General features: G+C 73.3%; 20 protein-coding genes. 18 read left to right on the top strand and 2 right to left on the bottom strand.

The window, feature by feature from the left end; all coding sequences use genetic code 11:
- Positions 1–83: 83 nt before the first annotated feature.
- The 5 genes from ACFC1F_RS09150 to ftsY all read left to right on the top strand — a co-directional run bounded on the left by ACFC1F_RS09150 (position 84) and on the right by ftsY (position 6,851).
- Positions 84–581, top strand: coding sequence for a winged helix-turn-helix transcriptional regulator (locus ACFC1F_RS09150; protein WP_376156755.1), 498 nt, complete (start codon positions 84–86; stop codon positions 579–581).
- Positions 582–615: 34 nt separating this feature from the next.
- Positions 616–915, top strand: coding sequence for an acylphosphatase (locus tag ACFC1F_RS09145; RefSeq protein WP_376156753.1), 300 nt, complete (start codon positions 616–618; stop codon positions 913–915).
- 423 nt (positions 916–1,338) lie between these two features.
- Entirely contained in the window at positions 1,339–1,542 is a 204-nt protein-coding gene (locus ACFC1F_RS09140) for a hypothetical protein (protein ID WP_148642783.1), read from the top strand.
- Between the two features lie 198 nt (positions 1,543–1,740).
- Positions 1,741–5,391 carry a chromosome segregation protein SMC gene (smc, locus tag ACFC1F_RS09135; protein ID WP_376156751.1) on the top strand — a complete coding sequence of 1,217 codons (3,651 nt, stop codon included), beginning with the start codon at positions 1,741–1,743 and terminating at the stop codon, positions 5,389–5,391.
- A gap of 239 nt (positions 5,392–5,630) precedes the next feature.
- Positions 5,631–6,851, top strand: coding sequence for a signal recognition particle-docking protein FtsY (ftsY, locus tag ACFC1F_RS09130; RefSeq protein ID WP_376156749.1), 1,221 nt, complete (start codon positions 5,631–5,633; stop codon positions 6,849–6,851).
- A 240-nt stretch (positions 6,852–7,091) separates the two neighbouring features.
- Here the strand turns inward: ftsY and ACFC1F_RS09125 are convergent, their stop codons facing one another.
- Complete coding sequence (locus tag ACFC1F_RS09125) at positions 7,092–7,766, bottom strand: bifunctional DNA primase/polymerase (RefSeq protein WP_376156747.1); 675 nt, start codon at positions 7,764–7,766, stop codon at positions 7,092–7,094.
- 733 nt (positions 7,767–8,499) lie between these two features.
- Between ACFC1F_RS09125 and ACFC1F_RS09120 the strand changes: the two genes are divergently transcribed.
- From ACFC1F_RS09120 to ftsH, 7 genes are all read left to right on the top strand, one after another.
- Complete coding sequence (locus ACFC1F_RS09120) at positions 8,500–9,954, top strand: tetratricopeptide repeat protein (protein WP_148642779.1); 1,455 nt, start codon at positions 8,500–8,502, stop codon at positions 9,952–9,954.
- Positions 9,955–10,355: 401 nt separating this feature from the next.
- Positions 10,356–11,753, top strand: a complete 1,398-nt coding sequence (locus tag ACFC1F_RS09115) for an ammonium transporter (RefSeq protein WP_376156745.1) — start codon at positions 10,356–10,358, stop codon at positions 11,751–11,753.
- Positions 11,753–12,091, top strand: coding sequence for a P-II family nitrogen regulator (locus tag ACFC1F_RS09110; protein WP_148642777.1), 339 nt, complete (start codon positions 11,753–11,755; stop codon positions 12,089–12,091). Before ACFC1F_RS09115 ends, ACFC1F_RS09110 begins: the two co-directional genes overlap by 1 nt.
- A gap of 120 nt (positions 12,092–12,211) precedes the next feature.
- Entirely contained in the window at positions 12,212–14,773 is a 2,562-nt protein-coding gene (locus tag ACFC1F_RS09105; RefSeq protein ID WP_376156744.1) for a [protein-PII] uridylyltransferase, read from the top strand.
- Positions 14,774–15,008: 235 nt separating this feature from the next.
- Positions 15,009–16,583: a signal recognition particle protein gene (gene ffh / locus ACFC1F_RS09100; protein ID WP_376156786.1), complete on the top strand. Its 1,575-nt coding sequence runs from the start codon at positions 15,009–15,011 to the stop codon at positions 16,581–16,583.
- Between the two features lie 162 nt (positions 16,584–16,745).
- Positions 16,746–17,291, top strand: coding sequence for a GNAT family N-acetyltransferase (locus ACFC1F_RS09095; RefSeq protein WP_376156742.1), 546 nt, complete (start codon positions 16,746–16,748; stop codon positions 17,289–17,291).
- Between the two features lie 140 nt (positions 17,292–17,431).
- The gene (ftsH, locus tag ACFC1F_RS09090; RefSeq protein WP_376156741.1) at positions 17,432–19,351 is read left to right on the top strand and encodes an ATP-dependent zinc metalloprotease FtsH; all 1,920 of its coding nucleotides are present in this window, start codon (positions 17,432–17,434) and stop codon (positions 19,349–19,351) included.
- A gap of 299 nt (positions 19,352–19,650) precedes the next feature.
- On the opposite strand, the gene ACFC1F_RS09085 is transcribed toward ftsH, so the two are convergent.
- Positions 19,651–20,475, bottom strand: a complete 825-nt coding sequence (locus tag ACFC1F_RS09085) for a class I SAM-dependent methyltransferase (RefSeq protein ID WP_148642773.1) — start codon at positions 20,473–20,475, stop codon at positions 19,651–19,653.
- A 345-nt stretch (positions 20,476–20,820) separates the two neighbouring features.
- On the opposite strand from ACFC1F_RS09085, the gene proS reads away from it, so the two are divergent.
- The 6 genes from proS to trmD all read left to right on the top strand — a co-directional run bounded on the left by proS (position 20,821) and on the right by trmD (position 26,399).
- Positions 20,821–22,233, top strand: a complete 1,413-nt coding sequence (proS, locus tag ACFC1F_RS09080; RefSeq protein ID WP_209411440.1) for a proline--tRNA ligase — start codon at positions 20,821–20,823, stop codon at positions 22,231–22,233.
- Between the two features lie 727 nt (positions 22,234–22,960).
- Positions 22,961–23,539 (top strand): hypothetical protein, encoded by a 579-nt coding sequence (locus ACFC1F_RS09075; protein ID WP_148642772.1) that lies wholly within the window; start codon positions 22,961–22,963, stop codon positions 23,537–23,539.
- A 543-nt stretch (positions 23,540–24,082) separates the two neighbouring features.
- Complete coding sequence (gene rpsP, locus ACFC1F_RS09070; RefSeq protein WP_045700219.1) at positions 24,083–24,511, top strand: 30S ribosomal protein S16; 429 nt, start codon at positions 24,083–24,085, stop codon at positions 24,509–24,511.
- 2 nt (positions 24,512–24,513) lie between these two features.
- The gene (locus tag ACFC1F_RS09065; RefSeq protein WP_030306741.1) at positions 24,514–24,753 is read left to right on the top strand and encodes an RNA-binding protein; all 240 of its coding nucleotides are present in this window, start codon (positions 24,514–24,516) and stop codon (positions 24,751–24,753) included.
- Positions 24,754–24,897: 144 nt separating this feature from the next.
- Positions 24,898–25,461, top strand: a complete 564-nt coding sequence (gene rimM, locus ACFC1F_RS09060) for a ribosome maturation factor RimM (protein WP_376156738.1) — start codon at positions 24,898–24,900, stop codon at positions 25,459–25,461.
- A 119-nt stretch (positions 25,462–25,580) separates the two neighbouring features.
- Positions 25,581–26,399 carry a tRNA (guanosine(37)-N1)-methyltransferase TrmD gene (gene trmD / locus ACFC1F_RS09055; protein WP_376156784.1) on the top strand — a complete coding sequence of 273 codons (819 nt, stop codon included), beginning with the start codon at positions 25,581–25,583 and terminating at the stop codon, positions 26,397–26,399.
- Positions 26,400–26,437: the final 38 nt, after the last annotated feature.

Below are 26,437 nucleotides of genomic sequence, written 5' to 3'. Positions count from 1 at the left end.
CGTCCGGAAGGGTCCGTGCCGTCCGTGAGGGATGCGGAGGCAGCCGGGTTTGAGAACGCAACCCTGTGTGGCAGGCTGGTTCTGTGACCTCCCCCACGCCTTCGGCGCCGCCCGTCCTGCCCGGCCGGCCCTGCTCGATCGCCGCCGCGCTGCACGTGGTCGGCGAGAAGTGGGCGCTGCTCGCCGTCCGCGAGCTGTTCTACGGCAACCACCGCTTCGACCGGATCGCCCGCAACACCGGCGCGCCGCGCGACCGGCTCACCGCCCGGCTGCGGGCCCTGGAGGAGGCGGGCGTGGTCGAACGCCGCGCCTACAGCGAGCGGCCGCCGCGGTACGAGTACCACCTCACCGAGGCAGGCCGTGACCTCGCGCCGCTCGCCCAGGCACTGCTGGGCTGGGGCGACCGCTGGCTGTACCCCGAGCCGCCGGTGAGCTTCTCCCACACGCCGGACGGGCACGAGCCGCACCCGTACGACCCGGCCTGGGTCTGCCGGACCTGCGGCGGGGAGGGGCGGGGCGAGGACCTCCACGTGGAGATCCACAGCCCGGGCTGGACGGTGGAGGGCCCCACGGTGCCGTGACGCAGGGTGCCGCCGGGCCGGATAGGGTCGGGGCATGCACGGTCGTGACGCGCACAGCGATGAACCGGTCCGGGCGACCGCCTGGGTGCGGGGCAAGGTCCAGCAGGTCGGCTTCCGCTGGTGGACCAGGGCGCGTGCGCTGGAGATCGGCCTGACCGGGTACGCGAGCAACCTCGGCGACGGCCGGGTCCAGGTGGTGGCCGAGGGCCTCGCCGTCGACTGCGAGGAGCTGCTGGCCCTGCTGCGCGGCCCGGACACGCCCGGCGCCGTCTCCGGGGTGACCGAGATCTGGACGGCCGTCGGCACCGGCTACGAGGGCTTCGAGATCCGCTGAACCGGGTACCCGGGCGGGTGAAAGGCCCGTCGCCGCGGGCCGCACCCGAAATGATCGGCAACTGCCGGTGTCATGCGGTTGCCATCGGGGCAGACTCGTGGTTGACTCCGCATCGAACGATGATCCACGAGCACCTGGTGGAGACCGGCCCGAGACCGCCTGGCGTGACCACACCGCCATGCAGGTGACAGGGGCGCGGTAGCGTGGGGTGATCGTGTTGACCCTTTCCGTCTTTGGTGAGACGCTTGAAGCCCGCGCACACGACCGCGTTTATCCGGTAGGCGTATACCCCGTGGGCCCAGCTCACGGTGGTTGTGCCATGGTGCCCAGCCAGCACCGCCGGTGCGCGCCGCGCGTGCGTCCCCCTTCCCCCTAGACCTGTACCGTTCCGGTTCGGTCACTCAGCGTGGAGGACCATTCATCATGGCAAAGGCGCTTCTCGGGTACGTCGGCGGCCCCGACCCGCGAATGCTCTCCGAGATGCGACGGCTTCAGCAGCGCGTCCAGGACCTGGAGTCCGAGCTCCTTCGGATGCAGGCTGAGAACGACGCTCTCACCGCTGTCGCTGACGAGCACTCGCTGCTCAGCAGCATCGATCTGGACCAGCGGGAGCCGGCTCTCACCTGAGTCCCGCCCGGTCCTCGTAGATCGACGCCGCTGTGCACTGAGCCGCCCCGAAAGGGACGCAGCTTGCAAGGGACGCCCTGTGTGGCGTCCCTTCGTCGTGTCCCGGCCCGTGTCCGGGGAGCGTCCGGGCAGGTGGGGCGGGTGGGGCCGGATACAGTCGCAAACCGGGGCCCTGGCGAGCGACGAGGAGACCGGCGCGTGCACCTGAAGAGTCTGACGCTGCGCGGGTTCAAGTCCTTCGCCTCCGCCACCACCCTGCGGTTCGAGCCCGGGATCACCTGCGTGGTCGGCCCCAACGGCTCCGGCAAGTCCAACGTCGTCGACGCGCTCTCCTGGGTGATGGGGGAGCAGGGCGCCAAGTCGCTGCGCGGCGGCAAGATGGAGGACGTCATCTTCGCCGGGACCAGCGGGCGCGCCCCGCTCGGCCGCGCCGAGGTCAGCCTCACCATCGACAACTCCGACGGCGCGCTGCCGATCGAGTACGCCGAGGTGACCATCACCCGGACGATGTTCCGCAACGGCGGCAGCGAGTACGCGCTCAACGGCGACACCTGCCGGCTGCTCGACATCCAGGAGCTGCTCTCCGACTCCGGCATCGGCCGCGAGATGCACGTCATCGTCGGCCAGGGCCAGCTCGACTCCGTCCTGCACGCCGACCCGATGGGCCGCCGCGCCTTCATCGAGGAGGCCGCCGGCGTCCTCAAGCACCGCAAGCGCAAGGAGAAGGCGCTGCGGAAGCTGGACGCGATGCAGGTCAACCTCAACCGCGTCCAGGACCTGGTGGCCGAACTCCGCCGCCAGCTCGGCCCGCTCGGCCGGCAGGCGAAGATCGCCCGCCGCGCCGCGGGCATCCAGGCCGACCTGCGCGACGCCCGTCTCCGGCTGCTCGCCGACGACCTGCTCACCCTGCGCCGGGCCGTCGAGGCCGAGGTCGCCGACGAGCTGGCGCTCAAGCTGCGCCGCTCCACCGTCGAACAGGAACTGGCCCGCGCCGTGCAGCGCGAGGCGGTGCTGGAGGCGCAGGTCCAGCAGCTCGGCCCGAGCCTGGAGGCGGCCCGGCAGACCTGGTACCGGCTCTCCGCGCTGGCCGAACGCACCCGCGGCACCGTCGGCCTGGCCGAGGCGCGGGCCCGGCACGCGGCCGCGGGCGGTCAGGTCGAGGAGCGGCCCGGCCGGGACCCGGAGGAGCTGGAACGGGAGGCCGGGCGGGTCCGGGAGGAGGAGGCCGCGCTGGCCGAGGCGCTGGAGGAGGCGCAGTACGCGCTGGCCGAGGCGGTCGAGACCAGGAGCGGGCTGGAACGCTCGCTCGACGCGGAGGAGCGGCGGCTGAAGGACGCCGCCCGGGCCATCGCCGATCGCCGGGAGGGCCTGGCCCGGCTCCAGGGGCAGGCCGCGGCCGCCCGCTCCAAGGCCGCCGCCGCGGAGGCCGAGATCGGCCGGCTCGCCGAGGCCCGGGACGAGGCGTTGCTGCGCGCCGGGGCCGCCCGGCAGGAGTACGAGGAACTGCGCGCACAGGTCGACGGCACGGCGGGGGACGACGAGCGCGCCGAGGCGGCGTACGAGGCCGCCCGTGAACGGCTCGCCGCCGCCGAGCGCGACCTGGCCGCCGCCCGCGAGACCGCCGGTGCCGCCGAGCGCGAACGGGCCGGACTGACCGCGCGGCACGAGGCGTTGGCGCTCGGCCTGCGCCGCAAGGACGGCAGCGGCACGCTGCTGGCGTCCGACGACCGCCCGGCCGGGCTGCTCGGCCCGGCGGCCGAGCTGCTGACCGTCGCCCCCGGCCACGAGACCGCCCTCGCAGCGGCGTTCGGGGTGGCGGCGGACGCGGTGGCGGTCGACTCGCCCGGCACCGCCGCCGAGGCGCTGCGGCTGCTGCGCAGGGAGGACGCGGGGCGGGCCGCGCTGCTGATCGCCGGCGCCCCCGAACCCGGCCCCGCCCCGGGGGAGTTGCCGGCCGGTGCCCGTTGGGCCTTTGAACTGGTGGACGGGCCTGCCGAGTTGCTGCCGGCGGTGCGGGCCCTGCTGGCCGGCGTCGCGGTGGTGGGCACGCTCGACGAGGCACTCCGGGTGGTCGCCGCCCACCCCGGCCTGGCCGCGGTCACCGCCGACGGCGACCGGCTCGGCGCCGGCTTCGCCCACGGCGGCTCGGGCGGCGCGCCCAGCCTGCTGGAGACCCAGGCCGCGGTGGACGAGACCGCCCGGGCGATCGGGCGGCTGGACGTCCGCTGCACCGAGGCGGCCGCGCGGCTGGCCGAACTCACCGGGCTGCGCGGGGAGTCGGCCGCCGAGCTGGAGCAACTGGCCGACCGGCGGCGGCAGGCCGAGAAGGAGCGGGCCGAAGTGGCGGGTGCCCTCGGCCGGCTCGGCGGGCAGTCCCGGGCCGCCGCCGGAGAGGCCGAGCGGCTGGCCGCCGCCGCCGGGCGCGCGGAGCAGGGGCTCGCCCAACTGCTCGCCACCGCGGAGGAGCTGGCGGAACGGCTGGCCACGGCCGAGGAGTCGGCGGACGCGGGTGAGGACGAGCCGGACGCCGCCGAGCAGCAGCGGTTGGCGGGGGCCGCCACCGCCGCCCGGCAGGCCGAACTGGAGGCGCGGCTGGCCGTACGCACCCACGAGGAGCGGGTGCGGGCCCTCAACGGCCGCGCCGACCAGCTGGACCGGGCCGCCCGCGCCGAGCGCGAGGCGCGCGCCCGGGCCGCCGAGCACCGTCGGCGTGCCGAGCACGACGCCGGGGTGGCGAACGCCGTCGCCGCGGGCGCCCGGCTGCTGCTCGCCTGCCTGGAGGTGTCGCTGGCCCGCGCGGACGCCGGGCGGGCCGCCGTCGAGCAGGCGCGCGCCGAGCGCGAGGCGGAGCTCAGGGAGCACCGCGAGCACGGCCGCGAACTCAAGGCCGAGCTGGACAAGCTGGTCGACGCCGGGCACCGGGACGAGGTCCTGCGGGCGGAGAAGCGGCTGCGGATCGAGCAGCTGGAGGCGCGGGCGCTGGAGGAGTTCGGCATCGAGGGCGGCGAGCTGCTCGGCGAGTACGGGCCGGACCGGCTCGTCCCGCCCTCGCCGCCCGAGGACGGGCGGGAGCCCGGCGAGCCGCGCCCGTACGACCGGGCCGAGCAGGAGAAGCGGCTGAGGGCGGCCGAGAAGGCCTACCAGCAGCTCGGCAAGGTGAACCCGCTGGCGCTGGAGGAGTTCGCGGCGCTGGAGGAGCGGCACCGCTTCCTCGGCGAGCAGCTGGACGACCTCAAGCGGAGCCGGCGGGACCTCCTCGACATCGTCAAGGACGTCGACGAGCGGGTCGAGCAGCTCTTCACCTCGGCGTACCACGACACCGCCGCCCAGTTCGAGGGCGTCTTCGCGCGGCTCTTCCCCGGCGGGGAGGGACGGCTGGTGCTGACCGACCCGGACAACATGCTGGCCACCGGCGTCGAGGTGGAGGCCCGTCCGCCGGGCAAGAGGGTCAAGCGGCTCTCGCTGCTCTCCGGCGGCGAGCGCTCGCTGACCGCGGTGGCACTGCTGGTGTCGATCTTCAAGGCCCGCCCCAGCCCGTTCTACGTCATGGACGAGGTGGAGGCGGCGCTGGACGAGACCAACCTGCGCCGGCTGATCGGGATCATGGAGGAGCTGCGGGAGAGCTCCCAGCTGATCGTGATCACCCACCAGAAGCTGACCATGGAATCGGCCGACGCCCTCTACGGCGTGACCATGAAGGGCGACGGCATCTCCCAGGTGATCAGCCAGCGCCTGCGCGCGGCGGAACCTCCCGGCCGCCGGACCGGGGGAGGGCACCGCGGGCGCGGCACGCGCGCGACGCGGCCCCGGCAGTACGAGGAGTCGACCGCCTCCGGCCCGGCGGACTGATCCACCGGCCAACGTCGGGGCGGATGCCCGCGGGCGACCCGATCACCGATACTGGACGGGTTGTGACTCCTCCCCCTCGCGTGCGAGGGGGCTTCTGACCCAGCCGCTTGACGACCTCATGACGGCCAAGCCCTGACCGGTGCCGGACGGCACGGCGTCAGCGTAAGGGAGGCGGCGGCGCTCCGTGCGTCGGTGACCGAAGGATCACTCTGTCGTGGGATCCCGATAAGGAGATTTATGTGGAATACGTGATCCTCGCCGTAGTCATCGCCGTGATCGCCATCGGTGCGATCGCCGGCCTCGTCGTTTCCGGCAGACGACGCCAGCAGCTGCCCCCGAAGTCGCAGGCGCCGGTCATCACGGCGCCTCCGACCCCGCAGGAGCCCCAGGTCGGCGAGGAGGCCGCGCCGCCGACCGAGGAGCCCCGGCGCACCGTCGAGGAGGTGGAGCTCCCCGAGGCCGAGGCCGAGGCCGTCCCCGAGGCAGTCCCCGAGACGGCCGCGGAGGTCGAGGAGGCCCCGGCCCTCGAAGTCCCCGAGCCCACCGCCGGCCGGCTGGTCCGGCTGCGGTCCCGGCTCTCCCGTTCGCAGAACTCGCTCGGCAAGGGCCTGCTCTCGCTGCTCTCCCGCGAGCACCTGGACGAGGACACCTGGGAGGAGGTCGAGGAGACCCTGCTGACCGCCGACGTCGGCGTGACCCCCACCCAGGAGCTCGTCGAGCGGCTGCGCACCCGGGTGAAGGTGCTCGGCACCCGCACCCCGGACGAGCTGCGCGGGCTGCTCCGCGAGGAGCTGGTCGAGCTGATCGGCAAGGACGCCGACCGCACCGTGCACTCCACCAAGCACCAGGCGGGCCCGGCCGTCGTCCTGGTGGTCGGTGTCAACGGCGTCGGCAAGACCACCACCACCGGCAAGCTGGCCCGCGTCCTGGTCGCCGACGGCCGCAAGGTGGTGCTCGGCGCCGCCGACACCTTCCGTGCCGCCGCCGCCGACCAGCTGCAGACCTGGGGCGAGCGGGTCGGCGCGCGCACGGTGCGCGGCCCGGAGGGCGGCGACCCGGCCTCGATCGCGTTCGACGCGGTCAAGGAGGGCATCGCCGAGGGCGCCGACACCGTCCTGGTCGACACCGCTGGCCGGCTGCACACCAAGACCGGCCTGATGGACGAGCTGGGCAAGGTCAAGCGGGTCGTCGAGAAGCACGGCCCGGTGGACGAGGTGCTGTTGGTGCTGGACGCCACCACCGGCCAGAACGGCCTGGTCCAGGCCCGGGTCTTCGCCGAGGTGGTCGACATCACCGGCATCGTGCTGACCAAGCTGGACGGCACCGCCAAGGGCGGCATCGTGGTCGCGGTCCAGCGGGAGCTGGGCGTGCCGGTCAAGCTGATCGGTCTCGGCGAGGGCGCGGACGACCTGGCGCCGTTCGAGCCGGGTGCCTTCGTGGACGCGCTGATCGGGGACTGATCCCGGGCACCGCTCCACCGGTGAAGGGTCCGCCTCGCGAGGGGCGGGCCCTTCGGCGTTCTCCGCCGGTGCCTGCGTTTGCCCGCCGGTGCCTGCGTTCTCCGCCGGTGCCTGCATTTCTCCGCCGGCGTCGAGGTGGCGCGCGGGAGGGGCCGGCGGTGCGTCCGGGCGGTAGGTGCGGCCGGAGCCCACGGGGGTGGCGAGGCGCGCTGCCCGCGAAGGGCGGGTTGCGGGCGCTGCCTACGAGGCGAGCCAGGCGGGCTCGGCGGAGCGCTCGCGGCCGCGGTGGCAGGCGTAGGCGAGGGTGCCGAGCAGCAGCCGGGCCTCGGGCGGGCAGCCGGCGTTGTCGCGGGTCGGCCGGCGCAGCCAGCGGACCGGGCCGAGGCTCCCGAGGACGGTGGGCGGGGCGGCGACGTAGCTGCCCTCGCCGTGGCAGGTGAGGTCGAGCGCGGCGTCGTCCCAGCCCATCCGGTAGAGGAGGTCGGGCAGCCGGCGGGCGGTGCCGGCGGCGACCAGGAACTGCAGCCGGCCGGTGGGGGCGGCCAGCACCGGGCCGACCTGGGTGCCCATCCGCTCCAGCCGGACCAGTGCCTGGAGCCCGGCCTGCTCGGGGACGTCCAGGACGTCGAAGGCGCGGCCGGTCGGGAACAGTACGGAGACGCCGGCGCCGGAGCGGGCGGCCGGCTCGCCGCCGGGGGCGGGGTGCAGGCCGGGTGCGGCGCAGCGGGGGGTGCCGCAGTGGCAGCGGGCCGGGGTGGTGGCCGGGCGGGCCGGGTTGCCGACGGCGACCGCCCAGCCCCAGCGGCCGGTGTACTCCGCGGCCGCCTGGGACGCGGTGGCCCGGGTGCGGCGGCGCGCGCTCAGCGGGGCCAACCGCAGGTGCCCCAGTCGAAGTTCGCCGAACAGGTTGTCCATGCCTCCCCCAACAGGTTCTCGTTGCCGATGGTTACGGGATGGTGACTTTGTGTTGATTGTCCGTTGCGTGGTGCGTTGTGCGGTGGCGGCGCGCAGCGCGTGGCGTGCGCCAGTTGCGGGGCCGCGCCTCGGGCGCCGCCTTGTGGGGGGCGGGGCCCGTGCCGGATCGTCGGGTGCGCGGGAGGGTGGTCGGCCGGCTCGGCGGCAAACTCGCCGGTGGCCGCCGTGTGTTGCCGGTCTGAGCAGGGGGGCCGGTGGGGACTTGGCAGCCCGCATATGCCGGGCCGTCGGGACTATCCAGTGAAGCGTGTGCGGACTTGCTTCGGTTCACTCATGGGGGTGGCGAAAGGTGGCGTTTCGCCAGGGCCGCTCCCACGGGTACCACGCGGGGCATTACGTTCAGCATACGGACGCCGTCGTTGAGTCCGCTCCAGGCCCTCGGGGGACGGGAGTTGGGGAAACTGACGGCCCGTCCGCAAGGATGGCACACCAGTACGACAGCGGTTTCAAGAAGCGGTTCAAACAGCGGTACGGAACAACGCGGAACAACGGTGGCGGGGCGACGGCCCCGGAACGCCGCGGCGAACGGTCCGGCACCCGGCTTCGGCCGGCGGCACCGGCCCGCGCTCCCGGCGGCACCTCAGGTACGGCACGTCTGGCAAGAGCCCGCAACCGTCGGGCGGTCACGATCGGGGGCCCCGCAGCAGGGGCCGGGCGGGATGGGGACGTTCCCATGGCAGAGAAGCAACCCAATGAGAAGCTGACCACGTGGTTCACCCGCAGCGGTTGGTCCAAGGGCGAACTGGCGCGCCAGGTCAACCGCCGGGCCCGCCAGATCGGCGCCCACCACGTCTCCACCGACACCTCGCGGGTGCGCCGCTGGCTCGACGGCGAGCAGCCCCGCGAGCCGATCCCCAAGATCATGTCGGAGCTGTTCTCCGAGCGCTTCGGCTCCGTGGTCTCCATCGAGGACCTCGGGCTCCGGGCCGCCATCCCGGTCTCCACCGTGGGCGGCGGCGTCGACCTGCCGTGGAGCGCGCCGCAGACCGTCCAGCTGATCAGCGACTACTCGCGCAGCGACCTGATGCTCAACCGGCGCGGCTTCCTCGGCACCTCGCTCGCCCTGACGGCCGGCGCCGCGCTGATCGAGCCGATGCAGCGCTGGCTGGCCCCCGGTCCGACCGGCATTCCCACCCCCATCCTCACCGCGGCCAACGGCGGCGAGCCGTTCACCGGCCGGCTCTCCGAGCCCGAGCTGGAACTGCTGGAGCAGACGACCGTCATGTTCCGCCAGTGGGACGCCCAGAACGGCGGCGGGCTGCGCCGCAAGGCCGTCGTCGGCCAGCTGCACGAGGTCACCGACCTGCTCCAGGAGACGTACCCCGAGCAGACCACCCGGCGGCTGTTCCGGCTCACCGCCGAGCTGGCCCACCTGGCCGGCTGGATGTCGTACGACGTCGGCATGCACCCGAGCGCGCAGAAGTACTACGTGCTGGCGCTGCACGCGGCCAAGGAGGCCGGCGACCGTCCGTTCGGCGCGCTGATCCTCACCGACATGAGCCGCCAGATGATCCACCTCAACCGCGGCGAGGACGCCCTGGAGCTGATCCACCTCGCCCAGTACGGCAGCCGCGACACCGCCACCCCGCGCCAGCAGTCCCTGCTGTACGCGATGGAGGCCCGCGCGTACGCCACCATCGGCGAGGTGAACCGCTGCGCCCGGGCGGTCCGGCTGGCCGAGGACACCTTCACCGACATCCGCGAGGGCGACGGCGACCCGGACTGGCTGAAGTTCTTCTCACCGGCCGAGCTGAACGCGGAGAACGCGCACTCCTTCCGCGACCTCGCCTACCACTCCGACAACGCCGAGCTGTACGCCTCGATGTCCGCCCCGGTGATGGAGCGCGCGGTCGACCTCTTCCGCCAGGACGGCGACCACGTCCGCTCGTACGCCTTCAACCTGATCGGCATGGCCAGCGTCCACCTGCTGCAGAAGGAGCCGGAGCAGGCCGTGGAGTACGCCGAGCAGGCGGTGGAGATCGCCGGCAAGGTGCGTTCGGAGCGGCTCAACTCGCGGGTGCGCAAGACCACGGAGGCCGCCTCCGTCCGGTTCAGGGGCGTGGACGCGGTGAGCCGGCTCCAGGAGCGGGTGGTCCAGGACATCCCGGAGTACGTCTCGGTGGTCTGACCCGTCCGCGCGGTCTGACCCGTCCGCGGGGTCCGGCCCGTCCGCGAGGTCGGGCCCGCGCCCGCTGCCCGGGTGCCCCGCCGCCCGGGTACCGCTGCCCGTGATCCCGTGATCCCGCCCCACCGTGAACCCCGCCGACCGTGACGGCCGCCGCCGCCACGGTCGGTGGCCGTTTCCGCACTCCCCGTGCCGTGCGGCGGCACGGTAGCCCATCCGGCGGCGCGGCACGGCCGTGGTTCACGCAGGCGTAACCCCACCGTCGCCGTCGTCACGGTCGCGAAACAACGGGCCGCATCGGCCGAAACCAGCCTTCGGCACTCTCCTTCTCATCGCCGACACCCCGGGTGGCACGGGACAGGTAACCCGGGTGTGGAGCGGCTTCCATTCATGAGGAGACGCCGATGCCGGACGGCTTCAGCGCGGGCGATACCGCCTTCGTGCTCATTTGTGCGGCCCTGGTCATGGTGATGACCCCGGGCCTGGCCTTCTTCTACGGAGGCATGGTCAGGGCCAAGAGCACGCTCAACATGCTGGCGATGAGCTTCCTCTCGCTCGGCATCGTCAGCGTGCTCTGGGTCCTCTACGGGTACTCGCTCAGCTTCGGGCCCGACGCGGGCGCCGGCCTGATCGGCAACCTGGACTTCCTCGGGATGCGCGGCATCGGGCTGAACGACCTGACCGGGACGATCCCGGTCACCGCGTTCTCCGCCTTCCAGCTGATGTTCGCGATCATCACCCCGGCGCTGATCAGCGGTGCGGTCGCGGACCGCGCCAAGTTCACGGCCTGGGGCCTGTTCATCGCGCTCTGGGTGACCGTCGTGTACTTCCCGGTCGCGCACTGGGTCTTCTTCTTCGACGGCGGCAACGGCGGCTGGCTCGGCGACCGCAACGGCGTGATCGACTTCGCCGGCGGCACCGCCGTGCACATCAACGCGGGCGTCGCGGGTCTGGCGCTCTGCCTGGTGCTGGGCAAGCGGGTCGGGTTCCGCAAGGACCCGATGCGCCCGCACAGCCTGCCGCTGGTGATGCTCGGCTCCGGGCTGCTCTGGTTCGGCTGGTTCGGCTTCAACGCGGGCTCGGCACTGGCCGCCAACGGCGTCGCCGCGATGGCCCTGGTCAACACGCAGGTCGCCACGGGCGCCGCGCTGGTCGGCTGGCTGGCCTACGAGAAGCTGCGGCACGGCGCCTTCACCACGCTCGGCGCCGCCTCCGGCGCGGTGGCCGGCCTGGTCGCCATCACCCCGGCCTGCGGCTCGGTCAGCCCGCTCGGCGCGGTCGCGATCGGCCTGATCGCCGGCGCCGTCTGCGCCGCCGCGATCAGCCTCAAGTACCGCTTCGGTTTCGACGACTCGCTCGACGTGGTCGGCGTGCACGCGGTCGGCGGTGCGATCGGCTCGCTGCTGGTCGGCCTCTTCGCCACCGGCACCGTCGGCCAGACCGCCAAGGGCCTCTTCTACGGCGGCGGCCTGGAGCAGCTCGGCAAGCAGGCGATGGGCGTGGCCGTGGTCGCCGCCTACTCCTTCGTGCTCTCCTGGCTGCTGGCCAAGGCGATCGACAAGACCGTCGGCTTCCGGGTCGCCGAGGAGGTCGAGGTCGCCGGCATCGACCAGGCCGAGCACGCCGAGTCCGCGTACGACTTCAGCGCGCTGGGCGCCGGCCTGGCCAGGAGCACCCCCGCCCCGGCCGCGGCCGTGGTCGCCGCCCCCGCCCCCGCCGCGCCGGCCGCTGCGAAGAGCACCGGGAAGCCCGCCGGGAAGCCTGCCGAGAAGAACACCGAGAAGACCGAGGTCGACGCCTGATGAAGCTCATCACCGCGGTCATCAAGCCGCACCGCCTGGACGACGTGAAGGCCGCCCTGCAGGCCTTCGGGGTACACGGCCTGACCGTCACCGAAGCCAGCGGCTACGGCCGCCAGCGCGGCCACACCGAGGTCTACCGGGGCGCGGAGTACACCGTGGACCTGGTGCCCAAGGTCAGAATCGAGGTCCTGGTCGAGGACGACGACGCCGAGCAGCTGATCGACGTCCTGGTCAAGGCGGCCCGGACCGGCAAGATCGGGGACGGCAAGGTCTGGAGCATCCCGGTCGAGACCGCCGTCCGGGTGCGGACCGGCGAGCGCGGCCCCGACGCCCTCTAGGGACACGCTCTAGCATTCAGCTTGATCACGCAGGCGGACCTGCGACCGGCCCCCGGTCGCGGGTCCGCCGACGGCGTATCGGCGCCGTTGGTTCAACCGCACGACGGACGGGGACTTCGCATGGCCACCGAAACCGACGACCCCTGCGACTACGGCGCCGCCCGCGCCCGGCTGCTGGACGAGCCCGGCCCCGCCGGCAGCGCCCGCCGCGCCGCGCTGGCCGCGCTCACCGACGACTGGCTGGCCGGCCTGCTCACGGCGGCCGGAGCCCCGGCCGGCGTCGCCCTGGTCGCCGTCGGCGGCTACGGGCGCGGCGAACTCTCCCCGCGCAGCGACCTCGACGTCCTGCTGCTGCACGACGGCCCGCTCGACCCCGCGCTGCCCGAACGGATCTGGTACCCGGTCTGGGACACCGGCACCGCACTCGACCACTCGGTGCGCACCCCCGCCGAGGCCCGCGCGGTGGCGGCCGCCGACCTCAAGGCGCAGCTCGGCCTGCTGGACGCCCGCCACGTCGCCGGAGACCCGGCGCTCACCGCCTCGCTGCGCTCCGCCGTCCTCGCCGACTGGCGCGCCGCCGCCCCCGCACGCCTGCCCGAGCTGCGCGAACTCGGCCGGGAGCGGGCCGAACGGCACGGCGAGCTCTCCTTCCTGCTGGAGCCGGACCTCAAGGAGGCCCGCGGCGGCCTGCGGGACGTCGTCGCGCTCAACGCGATCGCCGCCACCTGGCTGGCCGACGCCCCGCGGGACGGCCTGGACGCCGCCGCGACGCGCCTGGCCGACGTCCGGGACGCCCTGCACCTGGCCACCGGCCGGGCCACCGAGCGGCTCAGCCTCCAGGACCAGGACCAGGTCGCGGAGCGGCTCGGTGTGCTGGACGCCGACACCCTGCTGCGCCAGGTCTACGAGGCCGCCCGCACCATCGCCTACGCGAGCGACGTCACCTGGCGGGCGGTGGACCGGGTGCTGGCCGCCCGCGCGGGCCGGGGCCGGCGCACCTCCCGGCTCTCCTTCCCGTTCACCGGTGCCGGGCGTGGCGCGGGCGCGGTGGCCCGTGGCGCGGTCGAGCGCCGTCCGCTGGCCGAGGGCGTGGTCGAGCAGGACGGCGAGGCGGTGCTCGCCCAGGGCGCGCGCCCGGCCGCCGACCCGGTGCTGCCGCTGCGCGCCGCGGCCGCCGCCGCGCAGAACGGCCTGACCATCTCCTACTCGACGGTGCGTCGGCTGGCCTCCGAGTGCCGGCCGCTGCCGGTGCCCTGGCCGGACGAGGCCCGTGAGCAGCTGGTCACGCTGCTCGGGGCGGGTGAGGCCTGTCTGCCGGTGTGGGAGGCACTGGAGGCGGAGGGGCTGATCACCCGGCTGCTGCCGGACTGGGAGCGGGTCCGCTGCCGCCCGCAGCGCAACGCCGTGCACCGCTGGACGGTCGACCGGCACCTGGTGGAGACGGCGGTGCGGGCCGCCGCGATGACCCGCCGGGTGGCCCGGCCGGACCTGCTGCTGGTGGCCGCGCTGTTGCACGACCTCGGCAAGGGCTGGCCCGGCGACCACAGCGAGGCGGGCGAGGTGATCGTCCGTGACGTGGCGGTCCGGATGGGCTTCGACCGGGAGTCGGTCGAGACCCTGGCGATGCTGGTCCGCCACCACCTGACCCTGGTGGACACCGCGACCCGGCGGGACCCGGACGATCCCGCGACCGTGGAGGCGATCACCAAGGTGGTCGCGACCCTGCCGCAGCTGGAGCTGCTGCACGCGCTGACCGAGGCCGATGCGACCGCGACCGGCCCGGCCGCCTGGAGCCGCTGGCGGGCCTCGCTGGTGGACGGCCTGGCGGCCAGGGCCGCCGCCCAGCTGGCCGGCGCGTACCCTTCCCCGGCCGTCGGCCGGGGGTACCCCCACCCCGGGGAGGCCGCGCCGACCGCGGAGCAGGAGCGGCTCGCGGTGGAGGCGGCCCGGACGGGTGGGCCGGCGCTCTCGCTGCTGGCACAGGCCGAGGTGGCGGCCCAGGCCGGGGAGGCGGGCCTGAGGCCGGAGCCGGGCCTGACGGGGGAGGCGGGTCTGACGGGGGAGGCGGGTCTGGCCGCGGGTCGGGGCCGGCCGGGTGGAGGGGAGCCCGGCACCGAGCCGATGGGCGTGCGGCTGACCCTCGCCGTCCCGGACCAGCCGGGGTTGCTCGGCACCGTCGCCGGGGTGCTGGCCCTGCACCGGCTGACCGTCCGCTCGGCGGGCCTGCGCGAGCTGGACCCGATCGGCGCCGGCCCGGTGCTGCTGCTCTCCTGGACGGTGGCGGCCGAGTTCGGCGAGCTGCCGGAGGCGGCCCGGCTCCGGGCCGACCTGCGCAGAGCGCTCGACGGTTCGCTGGACGTCTCGCGCCGGCTCGCCGAGCGCGACGCGGCCGCCCCACGCCGGCGCGGCATCCCGACCCCGCCACCGCTGGTCGCGGTGGCCCCCGCGGTGGCCTCGGCCACCGCGACCGTGCTGGAGGTGCGCGCCCACGACGCCCCCGGCCTGCTGCACCGGATCGGGCGGGCGCTGGACGGCGCCGGCGTCCGGGTCCGGACCGCGCACGTCTCCACGCTCGGTGCCGACGCCGTCGACTCCTTCTACCTGACCGACGACGCCGGCCGGCCGCTCACCGCCCAGCGGGCCGGGGAGGTCGCCGCGGCGGTCCGGGCGGCGCTGGGCTGAGCCCCGGGCCGGGGAGCGGCCTCCCCGGCCCGCTGGGGGTGTTTCCGGGCTTGATCCGGGAGCGCTCCTGGGGTGCTCGGCGGTGTTCCGGGCCTGTTCGGCGGTGCTTCGGGCGTGCGCTGGGGAAAGCTCCGGGGCCGGTCGTCCCGGGGGTGGAGACCGTTCCCAGGGCGGCCGGATACCCTTGGGGACGACGACCGTACCGATACCGATGCCGCAGAGGACCCGCGACGACGTGTTCGACACCCTTTCCGATCGCCTCGCAGCGACGTTCAAGAACCTCCGTGGCAAGGGCCGCCTCAGCGAGGCGGACATCGACGCCACCGCCCGCGAGATCCGCATCGCGCTGCTGGAGGCGGACGTCGCGCTGCCGGTCGTGCGGGCCTTCATCAAGCAGGTCAAGGAGCGGGCGCTCGGCGCCGAGGTCTCCGGCGCGCTGAACCCGGCGCAGCAGATCATCAAGATCGTCAACGAGGAGCTCATCGCGATCCTCGGTGGCGAGACCCGCCGGGTGAGGTTCGCCAAGAGCGGCCCGACGGTGATCATGCTCGCCGGTCTCCAGGGTGCCGGTAAGACCACCCTCGCGGGCAAGCTCGGCCACTGGCTGAAGAAGCAGAAGCACACCCCGCTGCTGGTCGCCTGCGACCTCCAGCGCCCCAACGCCGTCAACCAGCTCCAGGTCGTGGCCGACCGCGCGGGCGTGGCCTTCTACGGCCCGCAGCCGGGCAACGGCGTCGGCGACCCGGTGCAGGTCGCCCGCGACTCGATCGAGTACGCGAAGCAGAAGCAGTACGACGTCGTCATCGTCGACACCGCCGGCCGCCTCGGCATCGACGCCGAGCTGATGCAGCAGGCCGCCGACATCCGGGCCGCGGTCAGCCCGGACGAGGTCCTGTTCGTCGTCGACGCGATGATCGGCCAGGACGCGGTCACCACCGCCCAGGCCTTCCTCGACGGCGTCGACTTCACCGGCGTGGTGCTCTCCAAGCTCGACGGCGACGCCCGCGGTGGTGCCGCGCTCTCGGTCGCGCACGTCACCGGCCGCCAGATCATGTTCGCCTCCAACGGCGAGAAGGTCGACGACTTCGACGCCTTCCACCCGGACCGGATGGCCTCGCGCATCCTCGGCATGGGCGACATGCTGTCGCTGATCGAGAAGGCCGAGCAGACCTTCTCGCAGGCCGAGGCCGAGAAGATCGCCTCCAAGCTGCAGGGCGGCGGCAAGGACTTCACGCTCGACGACTTCCTGGCCCAGCTGGAGCAGGTCCGGAAGATGGGCTCGATCTCCAAGCTGCTGGGCATGCTGCCCGGCATGGGCCAGATCCGCGAGCAGATCAACAACATCGACGACAAGGACGTCGACCGCGTCGGCGCCATCATCAAGTCGATGACCCCGGCCGAGCGGACCGACCCGAAGATCATCAACGGCTCGCGCCGCGCCCGCATCGCCAAGGGTTCGGGCGTCCAGGTCGGCGAGGTCAACAACCTGGTCGAGCGGTTCTTCGACGCCCGCAAGATGATGTCGGCGATGGCCTCCGGCAAGGGCATCCCCGGCATGCCGGGGATCCCGGGCATGGGCGGCGGCTCGAAGAAGTCCGCGAAGAAGGCCCCGGCGGCCAAGGGCAAGCGCAAGAGCGGCAACCCGCTGAAGCGCGCGCAGGAGGAGGCCGCGGCCGCAGAGCGCCGCGCGCTCGGCGCGGGCGGCGCGGGCGGCGGCCAGGCCCCGGACCAGGGCGGCGCGTTCGGGCTCGGCGCGGGCAAGGGCCCGGCCGACTTCGAGCTGCCGAAGGAGTTCAAGGACCTGCTGTAGGTCCGCTGCGCAGCCTCGCTCGGCCCGCCGTCCGGATTTCCTTCGGGCGGCGGGCCGTTCGCATGTCCGGGGAGGTTGTTCGCGCGCCCGGGGAGGTTGTTCGCCGGTCCGGTGCGGCCGTTCGCACGTCCGGGGAGGCCGTTCGCAGGTCGGATGATCCGCATGTCCGATGATGAGGGGGTGAGAGTGACGATCAGGGCCCCGCGGGCCGAGGACGTGGTTGCGTACGCCGAGGCGGTCCGACGGTCCGCCGAGCACATCGGACGGTGGAACCCGGTGGAGCCGGACGGCCTGCCGGACCTCATGGAGCGGCAGGGCGCCGGGCTGCGGACCTTCCTGATCTTCGACCGGGAGACCGGCGGGCTGGTCGGCAAGGTCAACGTGGCCAACATCGTGATGGGGCGGTTCTGCAACGGGGCGCTCGGCTACGACTCGTACCTGCCGTTCGCCGGCACCGGCCGGATGGCCGAGGGCATGCGGCTGGTGCTGGACAGCTGCTTCGCCCCTCAGACGGCCGGCGGGCTCGGGCTGCACCGGCTGGAGATCAACGTGCAGCCGGACAACGGGCGTTCGATCGGGCTGGCCAAGCGGCTGGGCTTCCGGCACGAGGGGTTCACGCCCCGGATGCTGTTCCTGCAGGGCGAATGGCGGGACCACGAGCGCTTCGCCCTGACCGCCGAGGAATGGCCGGGCTCCGCGGCGGCGTAGCCGTCGGGGGATGGCGCTGCCGGGGGTTGGGGGTTGGAGTTGGGGGTTCGGGGGCGCGGGCTCGGGGGCGGGGGTCCGCGGCTCCGGGGGTGCGGCGTTGCGGATGGATCACCCGAGCGGATGTCCGTATTGTCCGACAGGTGACCGAACCAGCGCCGCCTCGCCAGACCCCCGACCAGCCCTGGCGCTCCGAGGGCGCACCGCCCCCGCCGCCCCCGCGCCGCAGGATGCCCGGCGGCTGGACAGGTCTCATCCTCACCGCGCTGGTGGTCTTCCTGATCACCGACCTGCTGCTGTCCTTCTTCGGCAAAGCCGGCGCCACCACGATCTCCTACACCGAGTTCAACAACCAGCTGAACAAGGGCAACGTCGCCAAGATCTACTCCAAGGGCGACGCCATCGAGGGCACCCTGAAGAACGCCGCGCCCAAGCCGGACGGCGGCAAGGGCGACTACACCGACTTCGACACCCAGCGGCCCTCCTTCGCCGGCGACAGCCTCTGGACCACCCTCCAGCAGCAGGGGGTCGAGGTCACCGCCAAGCCGGTGGTCCAGCAGCGCAGCTTCCTCGCCAACCTGCTGATCTCGCTCGCCCCGATGCTGCTGCTCATCCTGGTCTGGGTGCTGCTCGCCCGACGGATGGCCGGTGGCCTGGGCGGCGGCGCGCTCGGCCGCAAGGCCCCGCCCAAACCGGTCGCCGCCGAGTCCGGCAAGCGCACCACCTTCGCCGACGTGGCCGGCATCGACGAGGTCGAGGCCGAACTCACCGAGGTGGTCGACTTCCTGAAGAACCCCCAGCACTACCGCAGGCTCGGCGCCAAGATGCCCCGCGGCGTCCTGCTCAGCGGTCCGCCCGGCACCGGCAAGACCCTGCTGGCCCGGGCCGTCGCCGGCGAGGCCGACGTGCCGTTCTTCTCCGCCTCCGCCTCCGAGTTCATCGAGATGATCGTCGGCGTCGGCGCCAGCCGGGTCCGGGACCTCTTCACCGAGGCCCGGAAGGTCGCCCCCTCGATCATCTTCATCGACGAGATCGACACCATCGGCCGCCAGCGCGGCGGCAGCGGCGGCATGGGCGGCCACGACGAACGCGAGCAGACGCTCAACCAGATCCTCACCGAGATGGACGGCTTCACCGGCTCCGAGGGCGTCATCGTCATCGCCGCCACCAACCGGGTCGACGTCCTCGACCCGGCCCTGCTGCGCCCCGGCCGGTTCGACCGCCGGATCACCGTCAGCCCGCCCGACCGGGACGGCCGCGCCGCCATCCTGCGCATCCACACCAGGACCGTCCCGCTCGCCGGGGGCACCGACCTCGCCCAGCTGGCCAAGGTCACCCCCGGCATGACCGGCGCCGACCTGGCCAACCTGGTCAACGAGGCCGCCCTGCTGGCGGTCAAGCGCAAGCAGGACGCGGTGGGGGAGCGGGACCTCTCGGACGCACTGGAGAAGGTCCAGTTGGGCGCCGTCCGGCCGCTGGTGATGCCGCAGGACGAGCGGGAGCGCACCGCGTACCACGAGAGCGGCCACGCGCTGCTCGGCATGCTCCAGCCGGGCGCCGACCCGGTCCGCAAGATCACCATCGTGCCGCGCGGCCGGGCCCTCGGCGTCACCCTCTCCACCCCCGAGACCGACCGCTACTCGTACACCGAGCCCTACCTGCGCGGACGGATCATCGGCGCGCTCGGCGGGATGGCCGCCGAGCAGGTCGTCTACGGCGTCATCACCACCGGCGCGGAGAGCGACCTGGAACAGGTCACCAACATCGCCCGCGGCATGGCCGGCCGCTGGGGCATGAGCGAGCGCGTCGGCCGGCTCACCGCCGTCCCCTCCGACCCCCAGGGCGCCTACGGGCTCTCCGCCGCGCCGACCACGCTGGACGCGGTGGACGAGGAGGCCCGGCGGATCGTCTCCGAGTGCTACGACGAGGCGCTCCGGCTGCTGACCGAGCAGCGGGACCGGCTGGACGCGTTGGCGGCGGCCCTGCTGGAGGCGGAGACGCTGGACGAGGAGGAGGCGTACCGGGCGGCGGGGGTGCCGCGGAAGGCGCTCGACCAGGCCTGAGGCGCTGGGGACGGGGGTGTTGGGCGTGTGGGCCGTCCGGGGGCGGGCTGTCCGACGTGGGTGGCCCGTCGGGACGGGGTGTTCAGCGGGACGGCGTGTTCGGCGGGACGGGTTGTCCGTCGGGGCGGGTTGTTCGGCAGGACAGGGTGTTCGGCAGGACGGGTTGTCCGTCGGGGCGGGTTGGGGAGGGGCGCTCGCGGTGGGTGCGGGCGCCCCTCCGGTGTGCCGTCGCTGCGCTTGCCGCGGGCGAGCGGGGCCCGGCCGGCGGTCGGGTGGCGGGGAGTCGGGCGACCGGGTGGTCAGCGGGGTTGTTCGGCGACCAGGTAACGGAAGACGTTCTCCATCCGGACCGAGCCGTCCGCGCGCAGGTACGGGTGCAGCACCTCCGCCAGCTCCTTCGCCACCAGCGGCAGCCCCGAGAACTCCGCCGCCGCGTCGTACAGACCGGTGGAGAGCAGTCCGCGCACCGCGCTGTCGAGGTCCGGGTAGGCGAACGGGCAGCCCACCCGGCCGCTGCCGGCCGGGCGCAGGCCGGCCGGTGCCAGGAGATCCTCCAGGGCGCCGGGCGTACTCAGTCCGAACGGGTCACGCGCGGTGGTGCGCCCCGCCATCCGGCGGGCCACGTCCAGCACGGCCGCGCTCTCGCAGCGCTCCGGCGGGCCCCAGGCGGCCAGCACCACGTGTCCGCCGCGCAGCGTCAGCCGGGCCGCCTCGGTCACCACGCGCTGCGGTTCCGCGGCCCCTGGCAGCTGCTCGAAAACCGTGACCAGCGAATGGGCCGAGCGGGGGACGGCCGATGCCGTCCGGGCACTCGCGCCCACCTGGAGCCGACGGCCCCGGGCCAGCTCGCGCAGCTCGTCCTGCGGCTCCAGTCCGGCGACCTGGGCACCCCGTCCGGCCGCCAGCAGCAGGGCCAGGCCCGACCGGCAGCCCAGACCCAGCACGCTGGTCGCCGGGCCGACCTCCAGGCGGTCGTAGACCGCTTCGTAGAGCGGCACCAACATGCGTTCCTGGATCTCCGCCCAGTCGCGCGCCCGCGCGGGCCACGCTGCCGGGGGCAGCGGGTCGTGCGGTCGTGCGCCCGCGGGTCGTACGGTTGTGCCGGTCGTTCGAGCTGAAGCCATCGCGGCCTCCCATCCGGTCCTTCGGTGTGCTGCTACGGCTCCCCCAAAGTCCCGCCCCACTCCAGCGAACAGCGGCTCGGGCGTGGCGTCCAGAGGGGTGCAGGGTGGTGCGCGCGTGTCGCGGTCGTGCGCCCCCCGGCAGCAGCCGCGTTCCCGGTCCCGTCGCCCGACCCCTTGCCGGTCCCGGTGCCCGACCCGTTGACCGACTCACGGCCGACCCATGGCCGATCCCGTTGCTGTTCAGGTGCGGTGCGGGCCGTCGGGCCGGTCGGCCCGACGGCCGATCCGCTGCCGAGCCCGTTACCGATTCGAAGTCAGGGCCCTGCTCCCCGTACCATTCGCCCCATGGCAAAGGCACCCGTTCTCACCCCCCAGGCGGACGACTTCCCGCGCTGGTACCAGGACCTCATCAACAAGGCCGAGCTGGCCGACAACGGTCCGGTGCGCGGCACCATGGTCATCCGACCGTACGGCTACGGCCTGTGGGAGCGGATGCAGCAGGAGATGGACGCCCGCATCAAGAAGGCCGGCGCTCAGAACGCCTACTTCCCGATGTTCATCCCGCAGTCCTACCTGACCAAGGAAGCGGAGCACGTCGAGGGCTTCGCCCCCGAGCTCGCGGTGGTCACCCACGGCGGCGGCAAGCAGCTGGACGAGCCGGTCGTCGTCCGGCCCACCTCCGAGACCATCATCAACGAGTACTTCTCCAAGTGGGTGCAGAGCCACCGCGACCTGCCCCTGCTGATCAACCAGTGGGCCAACGTGGTCCGCTGGGAGCTCCGCCCGCGCGTCTTCCTGCGCACCACCGAGTTCCTCTGGCAGGAGGGCCACACGGCCCACGCCACGTACGAGGACGCCCGTGACTACGCGTCGATGATCCACACCCAGGTCTACGGCGACTTCATGACCAACGTGCTCGGCATCGACGTCGTGCTCGGCCGCAAGACCGCCAAGGAGCGCTTCGCCGGCGCCATCAACACCCTCACGCTCGAAGGCATGATGGGCGACGGCAAGGCGCTGCAGATGGGCACCAGCCACGAGCTGGGCCAGAACTTCGCCAAGGCGTTCAACACCACCTACCAGCTCCAGGGCGCCGAGCGCGAGTACGTCTGGCAGACCTCCTGGGGCGTCTCGACCCGCATGGTCGGCGGCCTGATCATGTCCCACGGCGACGACAACGGCCTGCGGGTTCCCCCGCGCCTGGCCGCCGTCCAGGCCGTCGTCCTCGCCATCAAGGGCGACGACGCGGTGATCGCCAAGGTGCGCGAGATCGGCGCCACGCTGGAGGCCGCCGGCATCCGGGTCGTCGTCGACGACCGCACCGACACCCCGTTCGGCCGCCGCGCGGTCGACTGGGAGCTCAAGGGCGTTCCGCTGCGCATCGAGGTCGGCCCGCGCGACCTGGAGAACGGCACCGCGATGCTGGCCCGTCGCATCCCCGGCGGCAAGGAGCCGGTCTCGATCGACGCCCTCGCGTCGCTCGTGCCGGGCGTGCTGGAGGAGGACCAGGCGCTGCTGCTGCGCCAGTCCCGCGAGCGCCGTGAGGCCCGCACCGTCGACGTGAAGAACCTCGACGAGGCCGTCGAGGCCGCCGCGACCGGCTGGGGCCGGATCTCCTGGGCCGAGCTGGGGCCGGAGGGCGAGGCCAAGCTGGCCGAGCAGGGCGTCTCGGTGCGCTGCATCGTGGCCGCCGACGGCTCCGTGCCGGCGACGGACGACCAGGACGGCAACATCGCCATCGTCGCGCGCGCCTACTGATCGACTCGGGGACGGGGCTCCGGTGCCGGTGGTTCGGTGCCGGGGCCCCGTTTCGACGGTTGGGTGATCTGGCGCCGGTGGTTCGGTGCTCCGGCGCCGGTGGTTCGGTGCTCCGGTGCCGGCGTTCCGGCGTTCCGGCGTCCGCGGTTCGGTGCGAGTCGTTCGGCGCGCGTCGTTCGGCGCGAGTGGTTCGGCGCGAGTGGTTCGACGCCAAAGGGTTCGATACCAAAGGGCTCGATGTCGGGTGGTTCGGTACCGAAGATCCGAGGCTGAGCGTTTCGGGGCGTTCGGGAGTGATTCCGGCGCGTTCGAGGTGTTCGTGGTGCCGGAAACCGACTCGTACTGATGAGTAATGACGGGCCCCGGCAGCCGCCGCCGGAAATTCCGACGGTAACCGCCCCGGCGTTGTCTCGGTCGTCGACATCCCTACTGGCCGGTCAACTCCCGGTATTAACGGAATAGCGGTACGGTGTACGGCCCGTGGCCCTGTCAACTCGACAGGATCATGGGCCGTACGTATGTCCGGGGAGCGACAGCCCGTTCCCCGTGACAGAAAAGGGACGAGGCCCGCCGAGCTGCGACGGGCCCAAACGTGCAGGGGGTTGGTCTTGCGTCAGATCCGGAACGCGCAATTTGCGCGCGCTCGTACATTCCTGAGAGTTTCCTGGGAATTCCCGGGGAACGGGAACACGCGGAACATCGGCTCGCACTCCATCGTTGGTCTAGCGTGAGCACGACACAGCCCCTCGTTCTCGCGGCCGAACTGGCCGCCGCCTGGAGCGACATCCAGGCCTTCCATCAGGACCTCCCCGACCTCGCCTCGCCCGAGGCGTTGATCGGCGAGTCCTCCTCGGCCTGTGGCACGCGGCTCGGTTTCGAGCGGCTCCTCCACGAGGCTGCCCACGGTCTGGCCGCGGCCCGGGACATCCGGGACACCTCGCGCGCCGGCCGCTACCACAACCGACGCTTCCTGCTCCTCGCCTCGGAGCTGGGCCTGGCGCACCCGGTGGAACCGCACGCGAGCAGCGGATTCTCCCAGGTGACCATGCTCAAGGAGACGCGCGAGCGGTACGCCGAGACCATCGAACGCCTGGACCGCGCCCTCGGTGCGCACCAGGAGGCGGTGGCCGGTGACGGCGCCACGCGGGCCTTCCGCGGCCCGGCCGCCCGGCACGGCTCCTCCGGGGGCGGCGTCCGGGTGAAGGCGGTCTGCGGCTGCGGGCGCAACGTCCGGGTCGTCCCGTCGGTGCTCGCGCAGGCGTCCATCGTCTGCGGGGCCTGCCAGCAGCCGTTCAAGATCGCGTAATCGGCGTCGGCGGAAGCAGTCGGCGGAGGCGGTCGGCAGGAGCGGCCGGTAGCTGTGCGGGCAGCTGCCCCGGCCGGAGCGAGTCCGTGGCGCCGACGCCGATCGGTGCGCGGTTGATCGCCGGACCTGCTTCCGGTCCCGATTGGCCGGCACCCGGCCGACCGGTGGTGGTGGGAGTTGGGCTGACCGGGAGCGGGGGCTCCCGGTCGGACCTGTCCCCTGCCGTTCGGACCTGCTCCCCCTCCGGTCCCTCCCGGGCCTCCCAGGCCTCCGGCGGCGCCTCCCGGGGCTCGTCCCGCTCGGGTGCTCCCGGTCTTCTGTCCCGAATCTCCCCGGCCCCTTCGGGTGCGGTCCGTGGCCTGTCGCGCCCGAGCCCGGTCAAGGCGGTTCGCGCCGGTATGGCAGAATGGACAGCTGAGTACTCGGCAGCCGAGCAGGACCCCTCTCTCCTACGGCTGGCGTGTCCCTTGAACGGCCCACCCCCGCAACCCCACGCGAGGGCAAGGCTGCTCACCCACGTCAACACCAGGAGAATCCACTCCCGTGGCAGTCAAGATCAAGCTCAAGCGTCTCGGCAAGATTCGCTCCCCGCACTACCGCATCGTCGTCGCCGACGCCCGCACCAAGCGTGACGGTCGCGCGATCGAGGAGATCGGCATCTACCAGCCGACCTACAACCCCTCGAAGATCGAGGTCGACAGCGACCGCGCCCAGTACTGGCTGTCCGTCGGCGCCCAGCCGACCGAGCCGGTGCTCGCCATCCTGAAGCTGACCGGCGACTGGCAGAAGTTCAAGGGCCTGCCGGCTCCGGCGCCGCTGAAGGTCGCCGAGCCGAAGGTCGAGGACTTCTCGCACCTGTTCGCGAAGGCCGTCGCCGGCTTCGAGGACGCCACCACCGGTGTCGCCATCACCCCCAAGGCCAAGAAGTCGGACAAGGCCGAGGCTGAGGCCGACGCCGCCGCCGAGGCCTGATCGTGATCGAGGACGCCCTCGACCACCTGGTGAAGGGCATCGTCGAGCACCCCGACGAGGTGCAGGTGCGCTCGCGCAACCTGCGTCGGGGCAACACCATCGAGGTGCGAGTGCACCCCGATGACCTTGGCAAGGTGATCGGCCGGGGCGGCCGCACGGCGCGCGCACTGCGCACCGTGGTCGGCGCCCTCGGCGGTCGCAACGTCCGGGTCGACCTGGTCGACGTGGACAGCATTCGCTGACGCTGCTGCTCGTTCAGCCGTCAGGCTTGAGGCCGGTCGGGACGCATGTCGTCCCGGCCGGCCTTCGCCGTTTTTCTTGCGGCCCTGTTCTTTTCTCTGCCTTCCCTAGGCCTTCCCTAGCACCCATCCAGGAGAACGATCACCGTGCAGCTCGTCGTCGGCAAGATCGGCCGCGCCCACGGCATCAGGGGGGACGTCAGCGTCGAGGTCCGCACCGACGAGCCGGAACTCCGGCTCGGCCCCGGTGCCGTCGTGCTCACCGACCCCGCGTCGGCCGGACCGCTGACCGTCGAGTCCGGCAAGGTGCACAGCGGCCGGCTGCTGCTGCGTTTCGCCGGCGTCAAGGACCGCAACGCCGCCGAGGCGCTGCGCGGCACCATCCTGATCGCCGAGGTCGACCCGGACGAGCGCCCGGACGACCCGGAGGAGTACTACGACCACCAGCTGATCGGCATGGACGTGGTGCTGCTGGACGGGACCCCGGTCGGCGAACTGACCGAGGTGGTCCACCTGCCCTACCAGGACCTCCTCACGGTGGAGAAGCCCGACGGCACGGAGGTGCTGGTGCCGTTCGTGACCCGCATCGTGCCGACCATCGACCTGGAGAACCAGCGGGTGGTGATCGACCCGCCGCCCGGGCTGATCGACCCGGAGCAGGCCGAGGTCGTGCAGGCTGCGGCGGCGGACGAGCCGGAGGAGTCGGAGTGACCGCCGAGGGAGTGCAGCCGCAGGAGCGGCCCGAGGCGGCGTCCGCCCCGTCCGGCCCGTCCGGCCCGTCCGGCCCGTCCGGCCCGTCCGGCCCGTCCGGGTCGTCCGTGCAGGACGGGATGCGGATAGACGTCGTGACGATCTTCCCGGAGTACCTGGAGCCGCTGAACATCTCGCTGGTCGGCAAGGCCCGTGCCCGCGGCCAGCTCGACGTGCACGTCCACGACCTGCGCGAGTGGACCCACGACATCCACCGGACCGTGGACGACAGTCCCTACGGCGGCGGTCCCGGCATGGTGATGAAGCCCGAGCCGTGGGGGGAGGCGCTGGACGCGGTCATCGGCCGCGGTCCGGCGGGAGAGGTGCCCACGCTGGTGGTGCCCACCCCCAGCGGGCGCCCGTTCACCCAGGAGCTCGCCCAGGAACTCGCCAGCCGTCCGTGGCTGACGTTCACCCCGGCCCGGTACGAGGGCATCGACCGGCGCGTGATCGAGGAGGCGGCCACCCGGATGCCGGTGGTCGAGGCGTCGATCGGCGACTACGTCCTGGCCGGCGGCGAGGTCGCCGTCCTGGTGATGGTCGAGGCGATCGCCCGGCTGCTGCCCGGGGTGCTCGGCAACGCGGAGTCCCACCGTGACGACTCCTTCGCGCCCGGCGCCATGGCCGACCTGCTGGAAGGCCCGGTCTACACCAAGCCCGCCGAGTGGCGAGGCCGGACCGTCCCGGATGTGCTGCTCAGCGGCAACCACGGCCGGATCGCCCGCTGGCGGCGCGAGCAGGCCTTCGCCCGCACCCTGGCGAACCGGTCCGACCTGGTGGAACGCTGGCAGTACGGCGCCTTCGACAAGAAGGACCGCGAGGCGCTCAGCGTCCTCGGTCTCGCCTGGGACGAACGGCTCGGCCAATTTCGGTCCGTGGCCGATGGTGTGGAAGAATAGGCCGCTGTTGTCTGTCGCTGGGCTCCTCCCGTAGGGGT

This window comes from Kitasatospora sp. NPDC056181, from assembly GCF_042266225.1.
Lineage (GTDB): Bacteria > Actinomycetota > Actinomycetes > Streptomycetales > Streptomycetaceae > Kitasatospora.
Note: the sequence above shows the minus strand (reverse complement) of the source record. Positions and strands in the feature narration are given on the sequence as shown.

Excerpts from the sequence above, each read along its gene's own strand:
- ACFC1F_RS09145 (WP_376156753.1), top strand. The coding sequence starts at position 616 with ATGCACGGTCGTGACGCGCACAGCGATGAACCGGTCCGGGCGACCGCC.
- ACFC1F_RS09140 (WP_148642783.1), top strand. The coding sequence starts at position 1,339 with ATGGCAAAGGCGCTTCTCGGGTACGTCGGCGGCCCCGACCCGCGAATG.
- ACFC1F_RS09125 (WP_376156747.1), bottom strand. The coding sequence starts at position 7,766 with ATGGACAACCTGTTCGGCGAACTTCGACTGGGGCACCTGCGGTTGGCC.
- ACFC1F_RS09120 (WP_148642779.1), top strand. The coding sequence starts at position 8,500 with ATGGCAGAGAAGCAACCCAATGAGAAGCTGACCACGTGGTTCACCCGC.
- ACFC1F_RS09115 (WP_376156745.1), top strand. The coding sequence starts at position 10,356 with ATGCCGGACGGCTTCAGCGCGGGCGATACCGCCTTCGTGCTCATTTGT.
- ACFC1F_RS09110 (WP_148642777.1), top strand. The coding sequence starts at position 11,753 with ATGAAGCTCATCACCGCGGTCATCAAGCCGCACCGCCTGGACGACGTG.
- ACFC1F_RS09105 (WP_376156744.1), top strand. The coding sequence starts at position 12,212 with ATGGCCACCGAAACCGACGACCCCTGCGACTACGGCGCCGCCCGCGCC.
- ACFC1F_RS09095 (WP_376156742.1), top strand. The coding sequence starts at position 16,746 with ATGTCCGATGATGAGGGGGTGAGAGTGACGATCAGGGCCCCGCGGGCC.
- ACFC1F_RS09085 (WP_148642773.1), bottom strand. The coding sequence starts at position 20,475 with ATGGCTTCAGCTCGAACGACCGGCACAACCGTACGACCCGCGGGCGCA.
- proS (WP_209411440.1), top strand. The coding sequence starts at position 20,821 with ATGGCAAAGGCACCCGTTCTCACCCCCCAGGCGGACGACTTCCCGCGC.
- trmD (WP_376156784.1), top strand. The coding sequence starts at position 25,581 with ATGCGGATAGACGTCGTGACGATCTTCCCGGAGTACCTGGAGCCGCTG.